The organism is Brevibacillus sp. M2.1A (assembly GCF_013284355.2).
Classification (GTDB): Bacteria; Bacillota; Bacilli; order Brevibacillales; family Brevibacillaceae; genus Brevibacillus.
The window spans coordinates 5710747-5732834 of sequence record NZ_JABSUY020000001.1 but is presented as its reverse complement, the minus strand read 5'-3'; the positions used below and the strand labels follow the sequence as shown (position 1 = coordinate 5732834).

At 48.6% G+C, this 22088-nt stretch carries 23 protein-coding genes and 1 riboswitch; of the genes, 15 read left to right on the top strand and 8 right to left on the bottom strand.

What is annotated here, in order from left to right; all coding sequences use genetic code 11:
• Window positions 1-42: 42 nt before the first annotated feature.
• The 3 genes from HP567_RS27355 (at window position 43) to HP567_RS27345 (ending at window position 2267) form a co-directional block, all read left to right on the top strand.
• Entirely contained in the window at window positions 43-546 is a 504-nt protein-coding gene (locus HP567_RS27355; protein ID WP_173609934.1) for a VanZ family protein, read from the top strand.
• A 61-nt stretch (window positions 547-607) separates the two neighbouring features.
• Window positions 608-1726 carry an acetate/propionate family kinase gene (locus HP567_RS27350; protein WP_304502566.1) on the top strand — a complete coding sequence of 373 codons (1119 nt, stop codon included), beginning with the start codon at window positions 608-610 and terminating at the stop codon, window positions 1724-1726.
• 127 nt (window positions 1727-1853) lie between these two features.
• Window positions 1854-2267 (top strand): S1 RNA-binding domain-containing protein, encoded by a 414-nt coding sequence (locus HP567_RS27345; protein ID WP_173609935.1) that lies wholly within the window; start codon window positions 1854-1856, stop codon window positions 2265-2267.
• Between the two features lie 53 nt (window positions 2268-2320).
• Here the strand turns inward: HP567_RS27345 and HP567_RS27340 are convergent, their stop codons facing one another.
• The gene (locus HP567_RS27340; RefSeq protein WP_173609936.1) at window positions 2321-2707 is read right to left on the bottom strand and encodes a rhodanese-like domain-containing protein; all 387 of its coding nucleotides are present in this window, start codon (window positions 2705-2707) and stop codon (window positions 2321-2323) included.
• Window positions 2708-2825: 118 nt separating this feature from the next.
• Here HP567_RS27340 and HP567_RS27335 point away from each other — a divergent pair, with 118 nt between their 5' ends.
• Both HP567_RS27335 and HP567_RS27330 read left to right on the top strand, forming a co-directional pair.
• The gene (locus HP567_RS27335) at window positions 2826-3713 is read left to right on the top strand and encodes a LysR family transcriptional regulator (RefSeq protein WP_173609937.1); all 888 of its coding nucleotides are present in this window, start codon (window positions 2826-2828) and stop codon (window positions 3711-3713) included.
• Window positions 3714-3718: 5 nt separating this feature from the next.
• Entirely contained in the window at window positions 3719-4519 is an 801-nt protein-coding gene (locus tag HP567_RS27330; protein ID WP_173610239.1) for an alpha/beta hydrolase family protein, read from the top strand.
• Here HP567_RS27330 and HP567_RS27325 read toward each other — a convergent pair.
• Complete coding sequence (locus HP567_RS27325) at window positions 4516-6336, bottom strand: sensor histidine kinase (RefSeq protein WP_173609938.1); 1821 nt, start codon at window positions 6334-6336, stop codon at window positions 4516-4518. The two genes, HP567_RS27330 and HP567_RS27325, sit on opposite strands and share 4 nt — an antisense overlap.
• A gap of 5 nt (window positions 6337-6341) precedes the next feature.
• On the bottom strand, window positions 6342-7352 hold the full coding sequence (locus HP567_RS27320; RefSeq protein ID WP_173609939.1) for a BMP family ABC transporter substrate-binding protein: 1011 nt from the start codon (window positions 7350-7352) through the stop codon (window positions 6342-6344).
• Window positions 7353-7525: 173 nt separating this feature from the next.
• Here HP567_RS27320 and HP567_RS27315 point away from each other — a divergent pair, with 173 nt between their 5' ends.
• On the top strand, window positions 7526-7717 hold the full coding sequence (locus HP567_RS27315) for a hypothetical protein (RefSeq protein WP_173609940.1): 192 nt from the start codon (window positions 7526-7528) through the stop codon (window positions 7715-7717).
• 119 nt (window positions 7718-7836) lie between these two features.
• Window positions 7837-8190 carry a response regulator gene (locus HP567_RS27310; RefSeq protein WP_173609941.1) on the top strand — a complete coding sequence of 118 codons (354 nt, stop codon included), beginning with the start codon at window positions 7837-7839 and terminating at the stop codon, window positions 8188-8190.
• 68 nt (window positions 8191-8258) lie between these two features.
• Here HP567_RS27310 and HP567_RS27305 read toward each other — a convergent pair whose 3' ends face one another.
• Both HP567_RS27305 and HP567_RS27300 read right to left on the bottom strand, forming a co-directional pair.
• Window positions 8259-9245, bottom strand: a complete 987-nt coding sequence (locus HP567_RS27305) for an ornithine cyclodeaminase family protein (protein ID WP_173609942.1) — start codon at window positions 9243-9245, stop codon at window positions 8259-8261.
• A gap of 17 nt (window positions 9246-9262) precedes the next feature.
• On the bottom strand, window positions 9263-10564 hold the full coding sequence (locus tag HP567_RS27300) for an MFS transporter (RefSeq protein ID WP_173609943.1): 1302 nt from the start codon (window positions 10562-10564) through the stop codon (window positions 9263-9265).
• 227 nt (window positions 10565-10791) lie between these two features.
• Between HP567_RS27300 and HP567_RS27295 the strand changes: the two genes are divergently transcribed.
• The 3 genes from HP567_RS27295 to ald all read left to right on the top strand — a co-directional run bounded on the left by HP567_RS27295 (window position 10792) and on the right by ald (window position 13937).
• Entirely contained in the window at window positions 10792-11361 is a 570-nt protein-coding gene (locus HP567_RS27295) for a helix-turn-helix domain-containing protein (protein WP_173609944.1), read from the top strand.
• Window positions 11362-11442: 81 nt separating this feature from the next.
• Complete coding sequence (locus HP567_RS27290) at window positions 11443-12681, top strand: PucR family transcriptional regulator (RefSeq protein WP_173609945.1); 1239 nt, start codon at window positions 11443-11445, stop codon at window positions 12679-12681.
• 131 nt (window positions 12682-12812) lie between these two features.
• Complete coding sequence (ald, locus tag HP567_RS27285) at window positions 12813-13937, top strand: alanine dehydrogenase (RefSeq protein ID WP_047073211.1); 1125 nt, start codon at window positions 12813-12815, stop codon at window positions 13935-13937.
• A gap of 68 nt (window positions 13938-14005) precedes the next feature.
• On the opposite strand, the gene HP567_RS27280 is transcribed toward ald, so the two are convergent.
• Genes HP567_RS27280 through HP567_RS27270 form a run of 3 tightly spaced genes read right to left on the bottom strand, consistent with a single transcriptional unit; the run spans window position 14006 to window position 17653 of the window.
• A complete protein-coding gene (locus tag HP567_RS27280) occupies window positions 14006-15184 on the bottom strand; it encodes a Ger(x)C family spore germination protein (RefSeq protein ID WP_173609946.1) in 1179 nt (392 codons plus the stop codon).
• Window positions 15181-16563 carry a spore germination protein gene (locus HP567_RS27275; RefSeq protein ID WP_173609947.1) on the bottom strand — a complete coding sequence of 461 codons (1383 nt, stop codon included), beginning with the start codon at window positions 16561-16563 and terminating at the stop codon, window positions 15181-15183. The genes HP567_RS27280 and HP567_RS27275 overlap by 4 nt, the downstream gene beginning before the upstream one ends.
• A complete protein-coding gene (locus tag HP567_RS27270; RefSeq protein ID WP_173609948.1) occupies window positions 16553-17653 on the bottom strand; it encodes a GerAB/ArcD/ProY family transporter in 1101 nt (366 codons plus the stop codon). The genes HP567_RS27275 and HP567_RS27270 overlap by 11 nt, the downstream gene beginning before the upstream one ends.
• Window positions 17654-17804: 151 nt before the next feature.
• Here HP567_RS27270 and HP567_RS27265 point away from each other — a divergent pair, with 151 nt between their 5' ends.
• The 5 genes from HP567_RS27265 to HP567_RS27245 all read left to right on the top strand — a co-directional run bounded on the left by HP567_RS27265 (window position 17805) and on the right by HP567_RS27245 (window position 22051).
• Window positions 17805-18896, top strand: coding sequence for a quinone-dependent dihydroorotate dehydrogenase (locus HP567_RS27265; RefSeq protein WP_173609949.1), 1092 nt, complete (start codon window positions 17805-17807; stop codon window positions 18894-18896).
• A 133-nt stretch (window positions 18897-19029) separates the two neighbouring features.
• Window positions 19030-19223, top strand: a riboswitch (cobalamin riboswitch).
• A 143-nt stretch (window positions 19224-19366) separates the two neighbouring features.
• Complete coding sequence (locus tag HP567_RS27260) at window positions 19367-20131, top strand: energy-coupling factor ABC transporter permease (RefSeq protein ID WP_016742902.1); 765 nt, start codon at window positions 19367-19369, stop codon at window positions 20129-20131.
• Window positions 20128-20412, top strand: a complete 285-nt coding sequence (locus tag HP567_RS27255) for an energy-coupling factor ABC transporter substrate-binding protein (protein WP_173609950.1) — start codon at window positions 20128-20130, stop codon at window positions 20410-20412. The genes HP567_RS27260 and HP567_RS27255 overlap by 4 nt, the downstream gene beginning before the upstream one ends.
• Window positions 20409-21206, top strand: coding sequence for a cobalt ECF transporter T component CbiQ (gene cbiQ, locus HP567_RS27250; RefSeq protein ID WP_173609951.1), 798 nt, complete (start codon window positions 20409-20411; stop codon window positions 21204-21206). The genes HP567_RS27255 and cbiQ overlap by 4 nt, the downstream gene beginning before the upstream one ends.
• Entirely contained in the window at window positions 21203-22051 is an 849-nt protein-coding gene (locus HP567_RS27245) for an energy-coupling factor ABC transporter ATP-binding protein (RefSeq protein WP_173609952.1), read from the top strand. Before cbiQ ends, HP567_RS27245 begins: the two co-directional genes overlap by 4 nt.
• Window positions 22052-22088 lie beyond the last annotated feature (37 nt).

The following is a 22088-nucleotide window of genomic DNA, read 5'->3' as shown; positions in this document are numbered from 1 at the left end:
GTAAGATAGGAAAGAGAATCGAAAGCAGGGGGTAGCAAACACGTGCGTCGATATCGGAAAGTATGGGATTACTTGCTTTTGATTGCCATTCTGCTTGGGTTGTTTATTTCCTCTTCACAGCCATACGCCAAACAAGACATGCGAGGGACGATAGACAAGCTAGTGGACGAACAGAGCTTGCAGAACCGTATAGGCGACATATCCATTCCTTACGGAGGCAAAGATGTGAGCCTGGAAGAAAAGGGAGCCGCTGGTTTTATAGAGTTCTTGATACGGAAAGGGACACATTTTACTGTTTTTGCCCTCTTGGCTTTTAGCTGGTATCGCGTGTTTTCGAATCATCTCTCGTTTGGGCAAGCACTGCCCTGGAGCGCTTTTTGCAGTGTGATGACGGCTGCTTTGGATGAATGGCACCAGACGTTTACACCGGATCGAACCGGAATGGTGCAGGATGTATTGCTCGATGCATCTGGATCTGTCACGATGTTGTTGATAATTGCTCTCAATTACCTGTATTCACGAAGAGCATATCGTTATAAAATGTAGGAAGCCTATCCATCCTATGGATGAGAAGGCTGTGATGAACGATTGGAGAGTGGATTAGATCGTGGTAGAAAAAAAGAATGTTCTTGTACTGAACTGCGGAAGTTCTTCAGTGAAGTACAAGCTCTATGAAATGCCTTCCAAAACATTGATCGCGCATGATTATTTGGAGCAAATCCAGCGTGGCCAATATGAAGATACTATTCGGGGAGTGTTTGAATCCCTCAAACAATATTCGATAGATATCGTTTCTCATCGTGTTGTCCACGGAGGAGAAGCATTTAAGCAGTCTGTTATTGTCAACGACCAAGTAAAAGAAGAAATTCGTAACCTGTCCCGTTTCGCCCCGCTTCATAACCCCATTAACCTAACCGGGATTGAAGTTGCTCAAAGTCTGTTTCCTGATTTGATTCACGTAGCTGTTTTTGATACAGCATTCCACCAAACGATGCCACCATCCTCATATTTGTACGCACTGCCTTATGAATACTACGAACAATACGGTATTCGCAAATACGGTTTCCATGGAACGTCTCACCGCTATGTAATGGGCCGTGCAGCAGAAATGATGGGTCGCCCGAAAGAGCAGCTTCGTCTGATCAGCTGCCACATCGGAAGCGGGGTAAGTATCACAGCGATCCGAAATGGTGAATCTTATGATACGTCGATGGGGATGACACCGTTGGCAGGTTTGTCCATGGGTACGCGCAGCGGAAACATTGACCCAGGTATCATCCCTTACATTGAGGAAATTGAAAAGACCGACACGGCTGGCGCTATTAAGATTCTGAATAACAAGAGCGGTCTCATGGGCGTATCGGGTGTATCCAATGATTTGCGCGACGTTATGAAAAAAGCAGAAGAGGGGCATCTCCGCAGCAAGCTTGCGCTGGAATTGTTCACCACTATCCTGCATAAGCATGTGGGACTGTACCTTGCTCGACTGAATGGAGTCGACGGCATTATCTTTACAGCAGGTGTTGGAGAAAATAGTGCTGCCGTGCGTGAATTGGTGTGCTCTGGTCTGGAATTTGCCGGGGTAAACCTGGATCGCGAGGTAAACCGCACCAGCAAAGGGGAGACATTCATCAGCACGAAATACTCCCCGGTAAAAGTCATGGTAATTCCAACAAATGAAGAACTTGTTATGGCAATGGATGCATTCGAACTGGGACATAACTAGCTTGGAGTATGCACCTAGAAAGAATAGGCTTTTCAGTATTGGAATTTCTCTGCTATACTAAGAGAATGAGGCTTCTGGTTTGAGGTTCTCACCATTTTTCTGAAAAAATAAAAGGAGTGCAAACTGGATGGCAGTACAAGTGGGAAGCATCATCGAAGGAAAAGTGACAGCGATTAAACCGTTTGGGATGTTCGTAGCAGTCAGCGAAACGGAGCAGGGGCTGGTCCACATTTCCCAAGTAGCAAACGGTTTTGTTAAGGATATCAATGATCACTTTACCGTGGGGGCACAAGTAAAGGTAAAAGTACTCTCCATTGATGATGCAGGTAAAATCTCGCTTTCGGTTCGCGCAGCACTCCCAGCGCCTGAGCGTCCGGAACGTGAAGAACGCCGTGGTGGTGGATATCGTGGAGGCGACCGCGGAGGGAATGCAAAACGAGAAAGCGGAGCTTCTTTCGAAGACAAAATGAAAAAATGGTTGAAGCACAGCGAAGAGAACCTTGCGACAATCAACAAAAAGAACGCAAAACGCGGCTACTAAGCCTTGCGATAACTAAGAAGGACGGGATCAGCTCCCGTCCTTTTTTGCGTTTCCTATTCGAGAGGATTCCCCTCCTTTTCCCAATATTCCATCCCGCCGAGCATCTCTTTTACTTGAAAGCCGAGAGCGGCCAGTTTCGCGCAAGCCTTTGCAGCACCGTTGCAGTTGGGACCCCAGCAGTAGACGATCAGGAGCTTGGTCGGGTCCAGCGCAGCCGTCGTTTCAGCGGAAATAAGCGAATGAGGGAGATTCAAAGAACCGGGAACGTGACCATCCCGATACGCTTTCTCGCTGCGAGCATCCAGGATGTAAAAGCCTTCCACGCGGTTCTGGATGTCATTCCATACATCAGAGACATCTGTCTCAAGAGACAGCTTGTCGAGAAAATGAGTGCGGGCTACTTCAGGTGACGCGGCGGGTGTTTGCAATACAAGGGACATATCCAATCCTCCTCGGTACATGTGATGGTGATGTACACAGCATAGCATTGAAGTAATCATCACAGTTATCTATACTATTCAATGAGGATCATTACTGATTTCTATGGGAGGAAGCGGGATGGAGCTGGTCTATTTACATACTTTTCGCGAAGTAGCCCGGTATGGGAGTTTTACACGGGCAGCAGAAGAACTGGGCTATGCTCAGCCAACGGTAACGGCACAAATGCAAAAGCTGGAGCAGTCGTATGGAGCCCCGCTATTTGAACGATACGGGCGCAAGCTGCGACTGACGCAAGCAGGAGAAGCCTTGCTGCCGTACGCACGGGAATTGATTCGTCTGTATGGGGAATCTAAAGAAGTGATCAAGCAACAGACGACAGGCCCCATTGCCATTGGGACGATTGATACACTGGCGGCGTTCTTTCTGCCACCGTATTTACAGGCTTTTTGCCAGCAATATCCTCAGGTTGATTTAGTATTGCGGACGGCTGGCGAAGCAGAAATTGTGCAACAGATCAGGGATGGTTATCTCGATTTCGGGATCATTTTCGATCGCCCTTGTACAGACCCTGAGTTAGTCACCCACGTCATTCGTGAGGAAGAATTGGTGATCGTCATGCCACCCGCTCATCGATTCACAACAGCCACTGTACTCACTGTCCATGACTTGAGCGGGGAGTCGCTTGTATTGACCGAAGAAGGCTGTACGTATCGGGGCATGCTGCTGGAGGCTTTTGGTGAGGTTGGGATGACCCAACGAATCGCCTGCCAATTCAGCAATCCGGAAGCGATCAAGCAGTGTGTACGCTGTGGTTTGGGTGTGGCATTGCTGCCGCTCATGGCGGTCAAGAGAGAGCTAACAGAAGGGGTGCTCAGAGCCATCCCGTTTCAGTCAAATAAGGCGCCGTTTTCCATTCAGCTTGTTTATCATAAAAAGAAATGGCTATCACCTTCCATGGTGACGCTTGTGGATACGATTACGAGATCACAGAGAGAGGAATCGTGAACAGGATGCAGCTAGATACTTCACCATTTGTCGCATGTACACCTGAGGAGACAGTCCATCAGGGAGTGCGGCTCTATACCGTTAGCTACTACAGTCAAGACTTGCTGGTAAAAGCTGCATTGGCTGTGCCGGAGGTTTATTTTCAGGAGACAGCATGTCTGCCGGCTCTCCTGTATTGCCGAGGCGGGATTAAAGGTGTAGGACGCGTCAGACCAGAGAGAATCAGTCAGATGGCTGCTTTTGGCTACGTGATTCTCGCTCCTCATTACCGTGGCAACGAAGGCGGAGAGGGCCGGGATGAATTCGGTGGGGCAGACAGGCATGATGTGTTTGCCGCATTTGAATTGCTCCGCAGCATGGAGAAGGTGGACGAGGAGCGAATCAGCGTCTACGGCTTTTCACGAGGTGGCATCATGGCCTTGTTTGCCGCAATGGAGTGCAAGAGCATGCTGTCTTGCGTCGTATGGAGTGGTGTCAGCGACATGTTTTTGACCTACGAGGAGCGGGTTGATCTGAGAAGGATGCTGCGCAGAATCATCGGTCATCCGCGAAAGCAGGAGGATGCTTACCGCTATCGGACACCTTTGTATCGGATGGACGAGATTTCTTGCCCTGTGCTGATCATACATGGAACGGAAGATGAGAATGTGGGGGTGGAGCATGCTCATAAATTGGCAGATGCGCTGACACGGGCAGGCAAACCGTATGAAAAATGGCTGGCGCAAGGGGCCAGCCATCTGTTTGTCGGGGAAGATATGGAGATGTATACGCGCAAAATGTTTGCTTGGCTGGATGCGCAAGTCTAATCTTCTTTTGGTGTAAGCGGCAGCGTAATGATGATATCCGTTCCTTTCCCCAGCTTGCTGTTCACGTGCAGCTCCCCACCGTGGTTTTCGACCATTCGCCGCGAAATCGGCAGCCCCAGTCCTGTCCCATCCTCTTTTAAGGAGAAAAACGGATCGAATATCCGCACCAAATATTCTTGGGGAATGCCTTCTCCTGTGTCTCTGATATGAATATGGACAGCTTGATCATCCAGGCGGCTTTCAATGGAGAGAATGCCGCCGTCTTTCATGGCTTCAATGCTGTTTTTCATTAAATTAAGCAGGATTTGCTTTAATTGCTCGACATCGACATGAATGCGAATGCCGGGATCACAGCGATCTACGATTTCAATCCCATGCAGCATAGCCTCGGCATTCATCAAGGGAAGAATCGAATGAATGACACCGGTTAACGCAACCTCGCGATAATCGGGCTTGGATGGTTTGGAGAGCATCAGCAACTCCGTCACGATGCGGTTGACCCGTTCAATTTCCTGCAAGATTAAGGGCAAATAGTACAAATCGCGCTCTTGATTCGATAAACGCTGTTCCAGAAGCTGAATAAAGCCGTAGATGACTGTTAGCGGATTGCGAATTTCATGAGCGGCCCCCGCTGCCAGCTGACCGACCATGGCCAGCTTCTCGGATTGATTCAAGTACTCTTGAATTTGCTCCTGCTCCGTAATGTCCAAGAAGGCGACCATCCACCCGGTTTCCTGATCGTGGTGATGATTGTGCAAAGGGATGTAAGAGACCAGAGCAATGAATGGTGTGTCGTCTTTTTTGTACAAAGCCATTTTGCGATTGACGAACCAGGGAGTCGGCTCATTGCCTGTGGGTGCTTCAAAGGAATCCTTGGACACGGGGTAGCCGTGATCGTCGAGCTTGACCAAATGCTGTGCCAACTGGTTTACATGAAGACCGACTGTCGCGTGGGAGCGAGTAATAATTCCAACAGGCAGAGAGTTTAAGATTTGCTCCCGGATGTTTTTTTCTTCGGTCAAAATTTGCCGTTGCCTTTCATCTTGTGCGAATAGATTGGCGATGCTACTCGACATTTTATTGAACTCCTGGGCCAACTCTAGGAATTCATCTTGATGGGTATAGACAATTTGCTGACCGAATGTTCCCTTCGATACTTCACGGGCTTGTTGCATCAGAGACTGGATCGGGCGCAAAAGCTCATTGCGGAAGTAAAACGTGCAGAATAGCCCAAACAAGATAGAGGCTACGGAAACCGTATACGTCAGGATCAACGAAACTTTGATACTCTCATTCGAATTCTGAAACTCTTTATTCGTCTGATACTCCAGCTGATTGAGTGAAAAAGACAGATCTCGTTCCAACCGATCGAGCAATGGCTGTACTTCATTGGAAAGGACATAGCTGACGGCAGGAACATTCCCTGCTTGCAGCAACGGATTGATTTTGTTCAAAAAAATAAAGTCCAGTTTTGATATCGATTCAATAATGGTAAACAAGCCACTGTTCGCCTCGGTTTTGGGAAGCGAGGAAAAGCGAGCCGTATCGATCAGATTTGTATAGTACTGGTCCAGGTAAGACTCGTCGCGTGTCAATGTATACATGTTCAACGCATAGGTCTTGGTGTATATCTGGTTTTTGACTTCCAACAAGGCACTCGTTTGCGGTAAGAGGTTTTGTGTCAAATACACTTCATCAGAGGTGACCTTTGTCATTTGATAACTGAACAGGGTCGTTATGCAGCCGATGAGAAGCATCATTACGAGATAGCTGAGCATGATTTTTTTCTGAAATCCGAGATTGCTGAAAAGGGGCATGCTGATTAACCTCCATACGAGCCACGGGAAGGAATGAGATTTTGCAGTTCCCGTTCTAAATCTTCACGTACATCATCTGGAACCATGTGTCCGAATTGACTGAGACGGTTGACCCCTTCGGCAAGGCCGTACATGACTTTTCCATTGGGGAGATCCCCTTGAATAAACTGTTCCATGATGATGCGGTAGCACTGACGAACATCCTGCATCATGGAGGCCAGCACGTATTCCGGAGCGATATAGCGTTGATCGGCAATATATCCGATGGTAAATACTCCTGCCCGCTGCGCTTCTGTAATCACTTCGAGATTGAAGCTGTCGCCTGTGGTGTAGATGACATCCACCCCTTGTGAAATCATGTCGCGAGTCGTGCGAATGGCCCCCGCAATATCATTAAAATCAGGAACCTTTCCCACAACGATAGTGGTTTTAGGCGATGCCTTTTTCACTCCTTCGATAAAGCCTTCTACTTGAGTTAACTCTGTGGGCTTATCTACCATGATGTATCCGACTTTATCCGATTTCGTCATTTTCGCGGCTAGGATACCGACAAGCTTGCCGGCAGGCTTCATATCGTAACGAATCGTCGTCTGATTTGGATGCGGAGCCTCTCCATTAAAGGAAACAAAATGTGATTTCGGATAGCGAAGCGCCACGTCTGTAAAAGGATCAGAGAAGATGAGGCCATGACCGAGTATGAGATCATAGTCGTTGGCTGCATATTTCTCAGCCACCTTTTTGATCTGCTCCGGTTTTATATTATTGGCGATTTCGAGTGAAAAGTTAAATCTTTTTTGCAGTTCTGTCATACTCTCCAGTGCACTGCTGTTCCAGCCCTGATCATAAGTGGGGCCCTCCAGCAATAGGGCGACACGCACTTTGTCAGAAGAATGGCTGCTTTTATTCATGACTTTATCGAGATGCTTCATGCTTGTAACGAATTGACTGGTAATGAGCAGAAGCAGCCCGACTACCAAACCGGTAAATAAGACGGGAAATGGCAGCAGCTTTGGCATGCGGGATTCCTCCATAGAAAAAAAGCATAATCCACTTGAAAATATAGATACACGTCATGCCTATTATATCGGTTCTCTCAGGGTTGTGCATGGAAAAAAGGGATACGGACAGGCTAAGCATATGGAGAACATATCCCCCTACCAAGAGGGAACAGAAGGGAGGCGTAGAAGCGATGGAAAACGATATGGTGGAAATCCCCCAGATTCATATTCCTGATGAGGTTACACAGGTCGATCGACCGGAGATTGGAGAGACCACTCCACACCCAAAACCAGATAGCCCTTTGGCGTCGATCGGGACAGCCGACCCCGCCAACGACAGCGGTTCGAATGAGAGCAGCGAGCGAATCGGATTTATTTCATAATGCCGATCGGATTTGGCGCTATTCGACAAAAGAAGTCATTTTCTCTCGTGGACAAGACTTGCGATTTCTGCAAAAGTAGGAAGTAGAATAGCAAGCGAGATGCGAGGGGATAAGACTGCATGGCCCGATTGCTGATAGTAGATGACGCAGCCTTCACGAGAAGGGTGCTGACGGATATGTTAGGCGAGCAACATGAAGTTTGTGGAGAAGCGAGCAATGGTTTGGAGGCAATTGAAAAGTACAAGGAACTCAAGCCAGATATTGTGACCATGGATATTACCATGCCGCACATGCACGGGATTGAAGCCATGCGTCACATCCTGGATTTTGACTGTGATGCCAAAATTTTGATCTGCTCAGCAGTCGGGCATCGGCAGAAGGTGCTGGAAGCGATGAGGACAGGAGCGAGTGATTTCGTCGTAAAGCCTTTTCAAAAAGAGCAGATTCTCGATGCAATCGCACGACTTTTGTAAACAGGAAAAAGCAAACAGCCGCCAAATCCCGGGTGGGAGGGCGGCTGTTTTTCTGTAGCTCATGATATTTACAAGCTGATTTCTGTTCCAATGCCGTTGGCTTTCGCCCGTTCAAAGACCGTTTTGGCAACCGCTGTGTCCAAATAGGCAATCCCCACAGATTTGTACAGCGTGATTTCTTCATCGTTTTCTCGGCCAGGCTTTTTCCCAATCAGAATGTCCCCCAGCTCAGCGTGCATTTGTTCAAAGCTCCATTCTCCGCGTTCGATCGGAATGAGCAGATCGCCTGCTTCGTGCCGAGCTCCCTCCAGTGTATCCACCACAACTTTGCTGTTTTGTACGGTAGTCAAGTCGACCTCTTGCATATGAGGAAGAAAAGCACCGATGGCATTGATATGCGTACCGGGACGCAAGTGTGTTCCATCAAACAACGGGCTGGTAGCCTTGGTGCTGCAAATCACGATTTCGGCATTTGCCACCGCTTCATTGGCATCATCCATAACCGTGACTTCGCCTTGCCACTCCGGGTAGAGGGAGAGGAGTGTTTGTTTCATTTCGTCTGCTTTCTCACGAGTGCGGTTATAGAGATAAATGTTTGTCAGCGCACGGACCTCCATGACGGCTTGAATCTGTCCGATCGATTGTGCCCCGCAGCCCAATACAGCGCAGCTTTGCGCATTTTCTTTTGCCAAGTATTTGGTGGCAACGCCACTGCTTGCACCTGTGCGCATAATCGTTAACAGGCTTGCGTCCATCATCGCTACATGCTGCCCTGTTTTTGCTTCGGTCAACACGATCACGCTTTGGAGGGCTTTGATATCATGCTTGTGATTCTCGGGGAAAATGCTGATGATTTTTACCGCTACATAATCGTCCGTTTCCAAATAGGACGGCATATATAGACTGGTTGCTCCGTATTTCGGATGGTCAATGGCAGTACGAACAGGGGTGGTGACGTTCCCCAGCATATGCTCACGGAAGACCTGCTCCACATCTTCCAAGCAATCTTTCATCGTGTAAATTTGTTCAATGTTTTCACGGCTTAATATAAGCATGACATTCTTCCTTTCCATCAGGATTCGTCCAAATCCAAGTCCTTTGTTTCCTTCGTAGCAGAAACCGCAATAAGAGAAATAACCCCGGAAATGACGATGTACAAAGCGATTGGCACCCAGGAGTTAAAGGAGCTTAACAAGGCAGTAGCGATCAGTGGAGCAGTACCGCCCGCCAAAGCAGCACCGAGCTGGTAGCCGACCGTTACCCCTGTATAGCGTACATTCGTACTGAAAATTTCGGAGAACATCGTACCCAATACGGCTGTGACTGGAGCCCAGAGAATCCCGAGTCCGATGACGGTAGCGACGGTAAGCCAGAGGGCTGATTTCCATGACAGCATATAAAAGTAAGGGAATGCAAACAGCATCATCGCTATCGTTCCCGCGATATACAAAGGCTTTCTTCCCACTTTATCCGACAGTATGCCCATGTACGGAATCGCGATGGTTGTCACCAATGTGGCGATCGTCACGGCATTGAGTACCGTAATTCGGTCGTAGCCCAAGTAGTTCGTCGCGTAGGCAATAATAAACGTCGAGAAAATATAGAACGGCGCCGTCTCTACCACTTTGGCTCCGACGGCAATCAGAACGGCTTTCCAGTGGTAACGAAATGTATCTACGATGGGAACCTTCGCAATGTTCCCCGTCTTTTTTGCTTCTTGAAAAGCTGGTGTTTCATCGATGCCATTGCGAATCCAGAGTCCTAAAAAGACAAGCGCTGCACTCAACAGAAATGGAATTCGCCAGCCCCAAGACATGAATTGATCATCGGGAAGCGCACTCATTAAAGAAATGGCCAACGTGCCGAGCAGCATGCCGATCGTTACCCCCATTTGCGGGATGCTTCCAAAAAAGCCGCGTCTGCCTTTGCCGGAGTACTCTACGGCGAGAAGCAATGCACCTCCCCATTCACCGCCGATCCCCAAGCCTTGAATCAAACGCATCAGCACGAGAAGAATGGGAGCCCAGATGCCAATGGCATTGTAATCAGGCAGCAAACCGATCAGGACGGTAGCGCCTCCCATCAGCGACAACGTCAAGACAAGCGTCTTTTTACGGCCGATTTTGTCCCCAATATGACTGAAGATCACGCCACCCAAGGGCCGGATGAAAAAGGGAAGACCAAATGAGAGATAAGAGAGCAGTAAGCCTACAGTTGGATCAGAAGAAGGAAAAAATAGCTTGTTGAATACGAGCGATGCCATGGTTCCATACAGAAAAAAGTCAAACCACTCAATGGAGCTGCCAATCAGGCTCGCGACCAACGCTTTGTTTTGAACCTTTTTAGAAACGCCCGCTTGTGTTTGTAATGCCATCGGGTAATCCTCCTTTGTCAGTAGATATTGAAGTGTCACTTCAATTCAAGAAAGTGAAGTACTACTTCAATTTTTAAAAATAAAACGATTACAAATCTGATAATAGTAAAGATTATAAAATGCAATATAATTTCGAGCAATAGTAAAAATTGATCCTTATGCTAACTTTACAGCTTTTTTCAGGAAAGAGTATGATAGACCTATCCTTTTTACGGCGAGGTATGCAAATGGAACCTACCATTGGTGTATTGATCAAATCGCTTCGTGTCGGCAAAAAGAAGACACTCAAACAAATTGCGGAAAAAACACAGCTGTCGATCAGCTTTTTGTCCCAAGTAGAGCGTGGGAAGTCTTCCATTACGCTGGAGTCATTGAAAAAAATTTCGGAAGCCTTGGGAGTGAGCCCAGGCTATTTCTTTTCGGGCGAGTCGATTGGAGGAAATGAGCGGGTGCGCAGGGCGAGCAGAGCGCGATCCCAGCTTCAGCGTGCGCCATTTATGTATGAGGACCTGTCCGGTCAATTGGCAAATCCGTCGCTCGTACCGATTCTCGTCACGCTTTCACCGCACGGAGAGAAAGGCACGCCTTTTGCACATAAGGGGCAAGAGTTTATTTACGTCCTTGAAGGTGTGCTGACACTTTTGCTCGGGGAAGAGGAGCATGATTTGTTCCCTGGCGACAGCGTTCACATGGAATCCTCCGTACCGCACAACTGGGTGAACCGTACAGGCGAGGTCACTAAATTCCTTTGTGTCAATTCGCATGACAGTGACAGGATTCCGACCGCTCCTCATTAATTGAGCGAGAGCGTTTAGCGAAGTCATGTTTTCTACTATAATAGAGGAACGCGTAGAAAAGAGCGGTAAAGAGGTGAAAGTGTGCCCGTAGAGCCTAACTATTTTCAACAGTATCAGCATGCTGATATCGACGAATTAGCTGATGTCATTGGTGAACTTTTGCAAAATCCGATAACGGTTGAAGATGCCGATCATAAACTGATTGCTTACAGTTCACACGGAGAAAGCACAGACGAAGCGCGCTGGTCTACCATCATGGGGCGACGGGTACCGGAAAAAGTACTGACGCGCCTCTGGAAGGACGGCGTATTCCAGGAGCTGTTAACGAAAGACGACCCCGTACACATCCCGGCCAAGGACGAAATCGGCTTGGGGAAGCGCGTGGCAATTGCCATTCGCAGAGGGAGCGACGTGCTCGGTTACATTTGGGCACAAGAGGTGAATCGACCGATTACCCAGGACGATGACGAAATTCTTCGTCAAGCAGCTCGCGTAGCTGTCTCGCGTCTCATCCAGCGGCAGGGGAAACGCAAGGCGGAGGAACAGCGACGGAAGGAATTTCTGTGGGAGCTGTTGCTGGGGAATCACAGCAGTGAGGCTGTCATTCGGCAAAAAGCGGACACCTTGCAGATGCAGCTTCCGACCTGTTATTTAATCTGTATTATTGAAGCGGCGGGAGCCCGTCTGGATCAGTACTTGTATCCGTTATTAATGCGTGACAAGCTGCTCTGGGTTGTCGACGGCTCGCAAATCATCTTGTTGATCGGTCTATCCGATGCGAAAAAAGAGAAGAGCGACGTGCTCATTCGCAAGGTGGAACAGTTTCTCGCCGACTCGCTCGGCAAGCTCGAAGCACATGTCACGGAAGGACGCCAGGTGATTGCCGGGTACGGGAGAGATTACAAGTCCTATACGGATATTGTGAAAAGCTACAGGGAAGCGCTGCATGCACTCAAGATCAAGAAGCTGTTTCCGCAGGAAAATGAAGGGATTCACGGGTACCACGAGCTTGGGATTTATCGATATTTACTACAACTGAAACAGTGGGAGGAGGAGCAGGGCTATCAGAATGAACGGCTGGAAAAGCTTAGACAGTATGATCGCGACAACCAGACCACGCTCTTGACGACATTGGAGACTTTTTTGGATGCCGCTGGCAAGGTCAACAAGACAGCAGAGCGTTTGCATATCCACATCAATACGTTGAGCTACCGGCTGAGACGAATTGAAGAGATCATGCGTGTCGACCTCGACAATATGAACCAGCGGGCTGCCTTATATTTAGAGTTGAAAATAGCCAAATTAGATGGGGAACAGTAGTTTGTTTGTGAATTTTCACAAATGAAAAGACGCTAAAATTAAAGGAATCTCCAAGGAGTATGCCCGAAGATACGCTGTACAATAATAGTAACCGCAAAGAAATTGGCGTTTCCAAGGAGGACATACTTATCATGATCGTTGGAATTCCAAAAGAAATTAAAAATAATGAGAACCGCGTAGCCATTACCCCAGCAGGTGTAGCTGCTCTGGTACAAAACGGACATTCCGTTCGTGTAGAAACAAGTGCAGGGCAAGGCAGTGGTTTTACGAATGAAGATTACAAGGCAGTAGGCGCTGAGATCGTAGAAACAGCAGCAGAGGCATGGGCGTCTGACATGGTAATGAAAGTAAAAGAACCACTCCCTGCTGAATACGGATATTTCCGCGAGGGTCTGATTCTGTTCACGTATTTGCATCTCGCACCAGAGCCTGAATTGACTCGTGAATTGATCGATAAAAAAGTGATTGCAATCGCTTACGAAACCATTCAGCTAGACAATGGCGCTCTGCCTCTGCTGATGCCGATGTCTGAAGTAGCAGGCCGCATGTCTGTTCAAATCGGCGCGCAATTCCTGGAAAAGCAATACGGTGGAAAAGGCGTTCTGCTCGGTGGCGTACCAGGCGTACCAAAAGGCGAGGTAGTCGTAATCGGCGGCGGGATCGTCGGAACAAACGCAGCGAAAATGGCGCTTGGACTGGGTGCAAATGTAACCATTATCGATGTAAACGCAGACCGTCTGCGCCAACTGGATGACCTGTTCCAAGGCCGCGTTCAGACACTGATGTCCAATTCCTTCAACATCGCAAACGCTGTGAAAAAAGCAGATTTGCTGGTTGGCGCTGTACTCATTCCAGGTGCTCGTGCTCCGCGTCTGGTAACAGAAGACATGGTTAAAGAGATGTCACCTGGTTCTGTGATCGTAGACGTTGCGATTGACCAAGGTGGATCGATTGAAACCGTTGACCGCATCACGACTCATGACAAGCCAACCTATGAGAAGCACGGTGTGATTCACTACGCGGTAGCCAATATGCCTGGTGCAGTCGCTCGTACATCTACATTGGCCCTGACCAACGTAACCGTTCCTTACGCGGTACAATTGGCAAACAAAGGCTACGCACAAGCGATTCGCGACAACAAAGCATTGGCGAAAGGCGTAAACGTCATCGACGGTAAAGTAGCTTACAAGGCTGTCGCAGATGCGCATAACCTGCCGTATGCTTCTATCGAAGAAGTTTTGCTGGTGAAAAACTAGCTTCAACGGTAAATAGATGATAGAAGAAACTGCTTGTCCGAGCTTACGGCAAGCAGTTTTTTTATTATTTATTCATTCGGCCGAAGCGGGTCAGGGTATTTGACCGAATCCATCTTCATTTTTCCGGAATCACTTAAGTACATATGCACCTGGATTTGGGTCAGGGAATCAGGTGTGAGCTTATTGCGCTTGCGTATTTCGTACTTTCGCCAAGCCTGGTAGTCTTGTTTAAACAAAGCTTCCTCCAGGCTATATAGATCAACCCCTGCTTTGACTCCTTTCAGAAACGTCCCGCGAATCTGCTCGGCTACCTGTTCTTCGGAGCTTTTTTCTACGAAAGCAGGTGTAACCGTACTCATCATTTCACGAACGAACCCCTTAAGCCGAACATTGACCTGATAACGAGGATGATCTCCGGTGGTAATCGGAATGATGTCCAATTGGACGTGTTCGATACGCATTGTTGCTTTGGGAATGTTGTTTTGTCTCACAACGAGGCCAGCAAATTTTGTGTCAGGATTCATCCACCGAATCCCCATTAAATCACGATTGGGGAAGTAACCCTGCCAATTTCCACGATGAATGGCGTGGATGCCATCGATGGAGAGACGAGAAATAAAACGGTTATTTTCTTTCCAGGAACGCTCGTACAGCGTGATGTTTGGCAATAACACGGTGTTTGCTGGCTCCCAAAAGTCCGAGATAAACCGAAAAAATTGGATCGGCTCGATAAACGAACGTTGCTCATAAACATCCTTTGGCTGATGCAACAGAGAGTCCAATGGAGAAAATCCGACCAAAGAATGAGAGCTTAACACTTTGTCAATCGGCTCCCGTGTTCCGAATACCCATTTGGTGTAACGAATCAGACCGTATCGATTCATAATATCATGGGAGGTGATAATGCCCTTTTGCAAGAGACGCTCATGAAATACGAGGGAGGATACAAAGCCTAGAAATACGGGCACCTGCGCGTTTTTTTGCAGGTTATCAAAGGCAGATTGAAGTGTTTTCCCTTTTCCGATCGAAATGGTCGCAGGTGGTGCTTGAAGGGTAGTTGATGACTCCTGCTTCGCGACGGTAGACAGATCGGTGGATTGGGCGTATAGAACATACTCATTGTTGACGTAATCGATGCCCATGGCAGATAAGTAGCGAAGATCCTGGATCGATTTCTGGTCCCAGCAGCCGCTAAGAAGAGTCGTTGCCAACAGCAGCATAGCAGAAGCAATCCGCATGCATTTCATTTGGGATCGCCACCCTTAGCCGATCTCGTCCGTAAAAAACTGGTCATGGACTTGAATAAAACAATGAACAGGGTGGACAAGGAGTTGGATGAACCCATCAAAATATACGATCTGCCAAAGGAGGTCAAGGTGGACAAATAGTATACGATGGCAATCATCCCGAGGATAAAGCCGTACATGCCGATGGTTGCGGAAAGGAAGAAAACAGCGAAACGTGCCACGGTAACAGCTCCGCTTAATGCCTGGTTGACCAGTGTAAAGGAGGCAACGACTGTCAAGGAGCCGATAAACAGCATTGAGGGCGATGTCAGTCCTGCACGAATGGAAGCATCCCCGATAATCAGTGCGCCGACTAATGCCAACGTCTGCCCGACGTTTTTGGGCAAGCGGGCACCTGCTTCGCGCAGAAATTCAAAGATAAACAAGATGATAAATAGCTCCATTGGCGCGGAAAATGGCAGCCCTTTTCGGCCTTGTGTAACGGTAGCGAGCAATTGAAAAGGAAATTGCTCTACGTTATAAGCGGACAGCGCAATCCAGAAGCCAGGAAGAAAAATCGCGATCCAAAATCCACCCAAACGCAGAATGCGTTCCAACCATACATAAGAAACCGGATACTGATCATCTTCGGGAGATTTGATGAGTTCGAGCAAGGTAACCGGTGCCACGATTGCCAAAGGTGAGCCGTCTACCAATATGACCACTTTCCCTTGCAGTAGCATGTAAATTGCATAGTCAGGACGTCCCGTATAATCAACTAACGGAAACAGCGAATGAGTATTGTCACTGAGTAATTTCTCCAGGATAGCGCTATTCAAGATTTTTTTTGACCGACAATTGAGGAGCCTCTCGCGCATCATCTCCACGAGATCCGAAGATACTCCATCTGTGATATACAGCATCGCAACTCTTGTACGCGAGCGTGTTCCGAGAATAAAAGGCTCATAGGCCAGGGTAATGGTTCGCATACGCTTGCGAATGAGAGCTACGTTCGTGGAGAGATCCTCGACGAAGCCGTCGCGTGGACCTTTGATCGATATTTCTGTATTGGCTTCCTCAGGGCCGCGCTCCGGTCGATTGGAGATATCCCAGGCGAATGGAGGAGAGTCTCCAATGAAAATCAGCAAATCTCCTGCAAACAGTCGCTCTACCCACAACTCTGGATTCGTGAAGAGCGGGAAAAGAGGCAAGGAACGCAAATCACCAATAGCCAGGAATCGCTCCAATTGCGGCAATGCCGTATCTTGTAATTGACGAACGTCTGCAAGTCCTTCGCAATAAAGCATCAATACAGGCTGGTCCTCGGTTGTGACTGTTCGCATAAAAACGACGTCCGCACAATGCGCGAATTTTTCCCGCAGTTCCTCTTCAAGGGTCATGGCCTATTCCCTCCTGTCTGGATGGCTTGCGCAGAGTAACCAGCATGAGTGCGAGAGTAATCACAACGATAATGACTAGGTAAAGCGGATAGTATACGTGCGTCAGAAATGATACGAACTGCATGTCGCTGTATGGGAGGCTGGTAAAGGCGATCATGCTTCCGCCTAGAAAAATCATCATGAATCTGCGTTCTTTTTGGGTACGGATGGTGAGTAAATCTCCCAAGAGCAGCAAGCAAATCGTGATGCGTATAAAAGCCCCAGCGAGCCATTGGAAAATGGAGAAAAACTCCATGTTCTCGATGTCTTTTCCAATCGTGAGTAGCCGCCATTGCTCAAATGCCGGAAAGCGTTGGCGCGCAGACTCTATAGGTCCAAATTCCGCAATAGCCCCTGTCAACGGACTGAGTGTCAGCAGAAGCGTGATGCCGAGCATGACCAAAAAGTGTACGAGGCGCAAGGGCTTACGTACGTGAGGTTGGAGCAATAGCAGCAGAAACATCTCTGAAATACCGCCGCCTACATAGAGCATCCCGTGAAGAAGAGGACGATACCCATGCTGGAAAAGCGGCAACAAAAGACTATAATCCTTTTTAGGAATATTGCCAAAAGCGATGAAAAATCCGAGCAAAACCACGACAGGCAACAAGATTCCTGCTGTGATTCCTACGGACGTTATTCCCCCGATTGACGCGAGTATGCATAAACCCATTAAGGCTAATGCGGTCACCCACTCGGGTGTTCGAGGCAAGTAGTTGACGGTCGTCCATGTCTGGGTATCGATCAGGTTGGTTAGGGCCATCATGTACAGGCAGACCATGATCGGGGTGAGCAACAGATGGCTGACGATTTTTCCTGAGCGTTGCGCAAGCCATTCATGCAAAGACTGTTGCTTCGTACTTCGATTAACCACAAACAGCAAGTACGCCCAGAAGGAAAAAGGGATACCGGCAATCAACACGCTCAACCAAGCATCTCTTCCGGCTTTACTCAATAAGAGGGGGATAACGGTTACGTGGTTCGTAATGCCGATCGTCAGCATCATCACCATAATGGCTTGACCAATCCCGATTTTTCCGTCCACTTTCATGAAAGACTTATCCCCCTGTGCGTGGTGGTGCTGTTAGGATTTGCCTGCTTGGCTGGAAATATGTATCACGTATAAAGGTTACATCCTCCCGAAAAAGTATGGTATTCTACTATGAGGTAAAAAGGTAGAAACGGAGTAAGGAGTGCAGCCGATGTATCAGCTCATAAGAAAATATCTGTTCCAGCAAGATGCGGAAGAGATTCACGAAAAGACAATTGGTGCCTTAAGGCTGGTGGAGGATTCTGCTCCAGGCAAAAGCATCCTGAAGATGATCTATCAGGTAAAAGACCAGCGGTTGGAGAATAAGCTGTGGGGAATGACGTTTCCGAATCCAGTCGGACTTGCAGCCGGTTTTGATAAAAATGCAGAAGTCTACCATGCGTTGGGTGCCCTTGGTTTTGGATTTGTGGAAATCGGGACATTGACGCCGCAGGGGCAGCCAGGCAATCCGAAGCCCCGATTGTTCCGATTGCCGGAACATCAAGCTGTCATTAACCGAATGGGCTTCAACAATCACGGTGCGTATTTGGCTTCCCAGCATTTGGTCGATTACGCATACTCAGATGTTCCGATTGGGATTAACATTGGGAAAAACAAAGTAACGCCCAATGAAGAAGCGGCCGTCGACTATAGCAAATGTATGGACATGCTCTATGCATACGGTCACTATTTCGTCATTAACATCAGCTCTCCGAATACCCCGAATCTGCGTGACTTGCAGGAAACAGAGAGCTTGCGTCATTTGGTGCGTGCAGTAAGGGAAAAGGCAACCGAAATGGAAGCGCGTTCCATCAAGAAAAAGCCGATTTTGTTGAAAGTAGCGCCAGACATGTCAGATGAGCACATGCGCGATGTGGTTCACGCTGCTGTAGAAGAAGGCATTTCCGGAATTATTGCTACCAATACGACACTATCACGCGAGGCGGTTTCCGGACATCGATTTGCCGAGGAAGCGGGCGGCTTGAGCGGAAGACCTCTTACAGAGCGTTCCACGGCTTGGGTGAAGGAGATTTATCAAGAAGTAGGAGATAAGGTACCAATTATTGGTGTCGGCGGTATTTATAACGGGGAAGACGCCTACGCGAAAATCCGGGCAGGAGCTAGTCTCGTTCAGGTGTATACAGGGATGATTTATCAGGGCCCAGGTATCGCCAAGCAAATCAACAAAAAACTGCTGAAGCTCATGCAACGCGATGGCTTTAAACATATTAGTGAAGTGATTGGCGTAGACGCAAAAGAATAGATAAAACAAAGTATGCATAGGTCGATGGCTCCGTTTGTAAGGGTCATCGACTTATGCGTTTTCGCTTATATTCTTCCGATTTATGTAGTGATCCGGTATAATGATGTGGGACAAACATGAATTGTCAGTCAATTGCATATAGTCGGCGTTAGGTGCCTTTATGTGACGCATAAAGGGTAACAGGGAATCGGGTGAAAGTCCCGAGCGGTCCCGCCACTGTAACCAGGGAGCTCTCTTTGAGAAGGAAACCACTCATTTTCGTATGGGGAAGGACAAGGAGCGCATGGATCTGGAAGCCAGGAGACCTACCTAGTAGCCACACCCACAGAACCTTCGCGGAAAGGAGCGGTGAATACGAGGCAATGAGGCTGTCTAGTCAGTCTGTTGTTTTGTGTGCACATCTCGTCCATTGATGGATGGGATTTTTTTGTTTGGAGGAAAGAACGAAAGTGAGTGAAGGAGGAATGAACATGAATCGATCTCGTCTCGTATCTACTTGTCTGATGATCGCGGGCTTCGTCCTGTATTTTTTGCTCAATGAACCTGAGACAGGACACGCGATGCACATCATGGAAGGGTATTTGCCTTTATCCTGGGCCTTATTTTGGTGGGCTGTCTTCTTGCCATTTTTTATTCTTGGGATTCGCTCGATTAACAAAATTGTAAAAGAACATCCCGAAATGAAGCTCCTAATTGGCGTTGCAGGAGCGTTTGCCTTTGTTTTATCTGCACTGAAAATCCCTTCGGTTACAGGCAGCAGCTCTCACCCGACTGGAACGGGCCTCGGTGCCATTATGTTTGGACCTTTTGCGATGTCTGTGCTAGGGAGCATGGTGCTCTTGTTTCAAGCCCTGCTATTGGCGCATGGAGGTTTGACTACGCTAGGGGCGAATGCTGTATCTATGGCAGTGGTAGGACCAATGGTGGCATACGGAATCTATCGGTTGATCATGAAAGTGGCAGGAAGCCAGCGACTGGCGGTTTTTGCGGCGGCGGCTTTGGCTGATCTCGCTACCTATGTAGTGACTTCGCTTCAACTGGCACTCGCATTTCCAGCTGAATCTGGCGGAGTGTTGGCCTCGTTTGCCAAATTCGCAGGAATTTTTGCATTCACGCAAGTACCGCTCGCCATCAGTGAAGGTCTGTTGACCGTTCTTGTTTGGAACTGGTTGTTATCTTACAACGCAAAAGAGCTTACACAGCTTCGTTTGCTCAAACGGGAGGAATCGCTGTGAAAAAAGGATGGAACTGGCTTTTACTCATTGGAGTAATCGTACTGGCTATTGTCCCGCTGTTGCTGGTTCAGGATTCGGAATTTGGCGGCGCAGATGGCGTGGCAGAGGAAGCGATCAAGGAAATCGCCCCGAACTACGAACCGTGGTTCCAGCCGCTGATAGAGCCGCCAGGGGGAGAGACGGAGAGTCTATTGTTTGCGGTGCAGGCGGCGTTGGGAGCGGGAGTGGTTGGCTACGCCGTGGGCTTGTACAAAGGCCGGTTGGATAAGCGGAAAAAATGAACGGTCTGCAGCTTGATTCTCTCTCTTATCAAAACAGGCTGAAACGTCTGCCGCCTGCTCATAAGCTATTACTGGCGAGCGCATTGTTACTGCTCGTCCTGGTAGGACATGTATGGATGCAGATGGCTGTCGCTGTGTGGATGACGGTATGGGTAGTGGTGTATGCCCGGATTCCTGTCCGTATCTATTTTACCTTTATGATCGTGTCGCTCTCGTTTTTCGCTGCGGGGCTTCCTGCTCTACTAGTTGAAGGGGCGAGAGCAGGAGAAGTGCAGGTCCAGGTCGCGGCAGCATGGGAGCTGGGTTCTTATGTGCTCTATGTGCCGATGTCGTCCTTCAGTAAAGCTTGGATCTTGTTTTGGCGTACCATGGCGAGCTTATCCTGCTTTGCTTTCATTTTGTTTACCGTGCCGTTTGCTGATATTTTGCAGGTGCTTCGCCGGCTACGTATGCCTGTCCTTGTAACTGACTTATTAATGATCATGTATCGGTTTATTTTTGTGTTGGTAACGATTTCTCATCAGCTCTGGATTGCCCAACGTTCGCGCGGAGGTCATCGCGGCTTCCGAGCGACGCTTCGGGATGCAGGGGTTCTCGTTGCGCAATTGTTTGTCAGAGCAATGCGCAAATACGAAGCCTTGCACAAAGGAATGGCGGCTAGGGGCTTTGGGGAGAGCATGCAGGTGCTCTCGTTTCATACCCATGCCCGCTCACGCCGCTATGAGTGGGAGGCAATCGCAGGCTGTATGCTGCTGGTGCTGCTTGAGTGGTGGACAGGAGGTTGGCGGTTATGACATCACGGTTGTTGGAGTTCATCGATTTGCAGTACACGTATCCGGGAGGGCGAGGACCTGTCCTGTCAGGGCTGTCCTTATGGATTCCTGAGGGGAAGAAATGTGTTCTTTTGGGACGGAATGGCTGTGGGAAGTCGACTTTGTTCTTGCATGGAAACGGAATCATCGAGCCACAGCAGGGACAAGTGCTGTGGAAGGGAAAACCGCTTGTCTACAAGCGAGCCGCATTGCAAGAGATGACGCAAAAGGTGGGCTTGGTCTTTCAAGATCCCGAGCATCAGTTGATCGCAAGCACGGTCGCAGAAGATATATCCTACGGTTTATGCAATCAGAAGCTGCCTGTGGAAGTAATCCGGGCAAAGGTAGAAAAGGTGCTGGATGCATTCGGGTTGAGAGAGCTGGCAGAAGCTCCGATTCATCATTTGAGCCTGGGACAAAAACGGCGGCTGGCGCTCGCGGGGGTCATGGTCATGGAGCCAGAGCTTTTGCTATTGGACGAGCCTACTGCGTATTTGGATCGCTATCAGACCAAAAATTTGCTGCGGGAGCTCGATGCCATTCACCGGCAAGGAACAACTGTTTTGATGGCAACACACGATATGGATATTGCCTTTGAATGGGCCGAGTGGATTTGCATCATGGATGCAGGCAGGCTTGTGTTCGCGGGAGATCCGCAGGAGGCATTGGAAAACAGAGCCATGCTGGAGAGTCTTCATCTGGGTATGCCGTTGCTCGTTGATGTGTGGGAGGCACTGCCTGAGCAGTGGAAGCGCGAGTTGGGCGGACATATTCCGCGTTCGGTCGATGAACTACGTGAAATGCTCCGTGTTCAGCGGGTGTGGTGAATGGAGTGGGCGCTTTCGGGTAAGCTAACCCCAAAAA

What these genes read in the sequence shown, in the direction of transcription:
- HP567_RS27345 (WP_173609935.1), top strand. Translation starts at nt 1,854, where the DNA reads ATGGCAGTACAAGTGGGAAGCATCATCGAAGGAAAAGTGACAGCGATT.
- cbiQ (WP_173609951.1), top strand. Translation starts at nt 20,409, where the DNA reads ATGAACGGTCTGCAGCTTGATTCTCTCTCTTATCAAAACAGGCTGAAA.
- ald (WP_047073211.1), top strand. Translation starts at nt 12,813, where the DNA reads ATGATCGTTGGAATTCCAAAAGAAATTAAAAATAATGAGAACCGCGTA.
- HP567_RS27260 (WP_016742902.1), top strand. Translation starts at nt 19,367, where the DNA reads ATGAATCGATCTCGTCTCGTATCTACTTGTCTGATGATCGCGGGCTTC.
- HP567_RS27270 (WP_173609948.1), bottom strand. Translation starts at nt 17,653, where the DNA reads ATGAAAGTGGACGGAAAAATCGGGATTGGTCAAGCCATTATGGTGATG.
- HP567_RS27305 (WP_173609942.1), bottom strand. Translation starts at nt 9,245, where the DNA reads ATGCTTATATTAAGCCGTGAAAACATTGAACAAATTTACACGATGAAA.
- HP567_RS27330 (WP_173610239.1), top strand. Translation starts at nt 3,719, where the DNA reads ATGCAGCTAGATACTTCACCATTTGTCGCATGTACACCTGAGGAGACA.
- HP567_RS27265 (WP_173609949.1), top strand. Translation starts at nt 17,805, where the DNA reads ATGTATCAGCTCATAAGAAAATATCTGTTCCAGCAAGATGCGGAAGAG.
- HP567_RS27320 (WP_173609939.1), bottom strand. Translation starts at nt 7,352, where the DNA reads ATGCCAAAGCTGCTGCCATTTCCCGTCTTATTTACCGGTTTGGTAGTC.
- HP567_RS27245 (WP_173609952.1), top strand. Translation starts at nt 21,203, where the DNA reads ATGACATCACGGTTGTTGGAGTTCATCGATTTGCAGTACACGTATCCG.
- HP567_RS27275 (WP_173609947.1), bottom strand. Translation starts at nt 16,563, where the DNA reads ATGACCCTTGAAGAGGAACTGCGGGAAAAATTCGCGCATTGTGCGGAC.
- HP567_RS27310 (WP_173609941.1), top strand. Translation starts at nt 7,837, where the DNA reads ATGGCCCGATTGCTGATAGTAGATGACGCAGCCTTCACGAGAAGGGTG.
- HP567_RS27335 (WP_173609937.1), top strand. Translation starts at nt 2,826, where the DNA reads ATGGAGCTGGTCTATTTACATACTTTTCGCGAAGTAGCCCGGTATGGG.
- HP567_RS27295 (WP_173609944.1), top strand. Translation starts at nt 10,792, where the DNA reads ATGGAACCTACCATTGGTGTATTGATCAAATCGCTTCGTGTCGGCAAA.
- HP567_RS27340 (WP_173609936.1), bottom strand. Translation starts at nt 2,707, where the DNA reads ATGTCCCTTGTATTGCAAACACCCGCCGCGTCACCTGAAGTAGCCCGC.
- HP567_RS27315 (WP_173609940.1), top strand. Translation starts at nt 7,526, where the DNA reads ATGGAAAACGATATGGTGGAAATCCCCCAGATTCATATTCCTGATGAG.
- HP567_RS27280 (WP_173609946.1), bottom strand. Translation starts at nt 15,184, where the DNA reads ATGAAATGCATGCGGATTGCTTCTGCTATGCTGCTGTTGGCAACGACT.
- HP567_RS27300 (WP_173609943.1), bottom strand. Translation starts at nt 10,564, where the DNA reads ATGGCATTACAAACACAAGCGGGCGTTTCTAAAAAGGTTCAAAACAAA.
- HP567_RS27325 (WP_173609938.1), bottom strand. Translation starts at nt 6,336, where the DNA reads ATGCCCCTTTTCAGCAATCTCGGATTTCAGAAAAAAATCATGCTCAGC.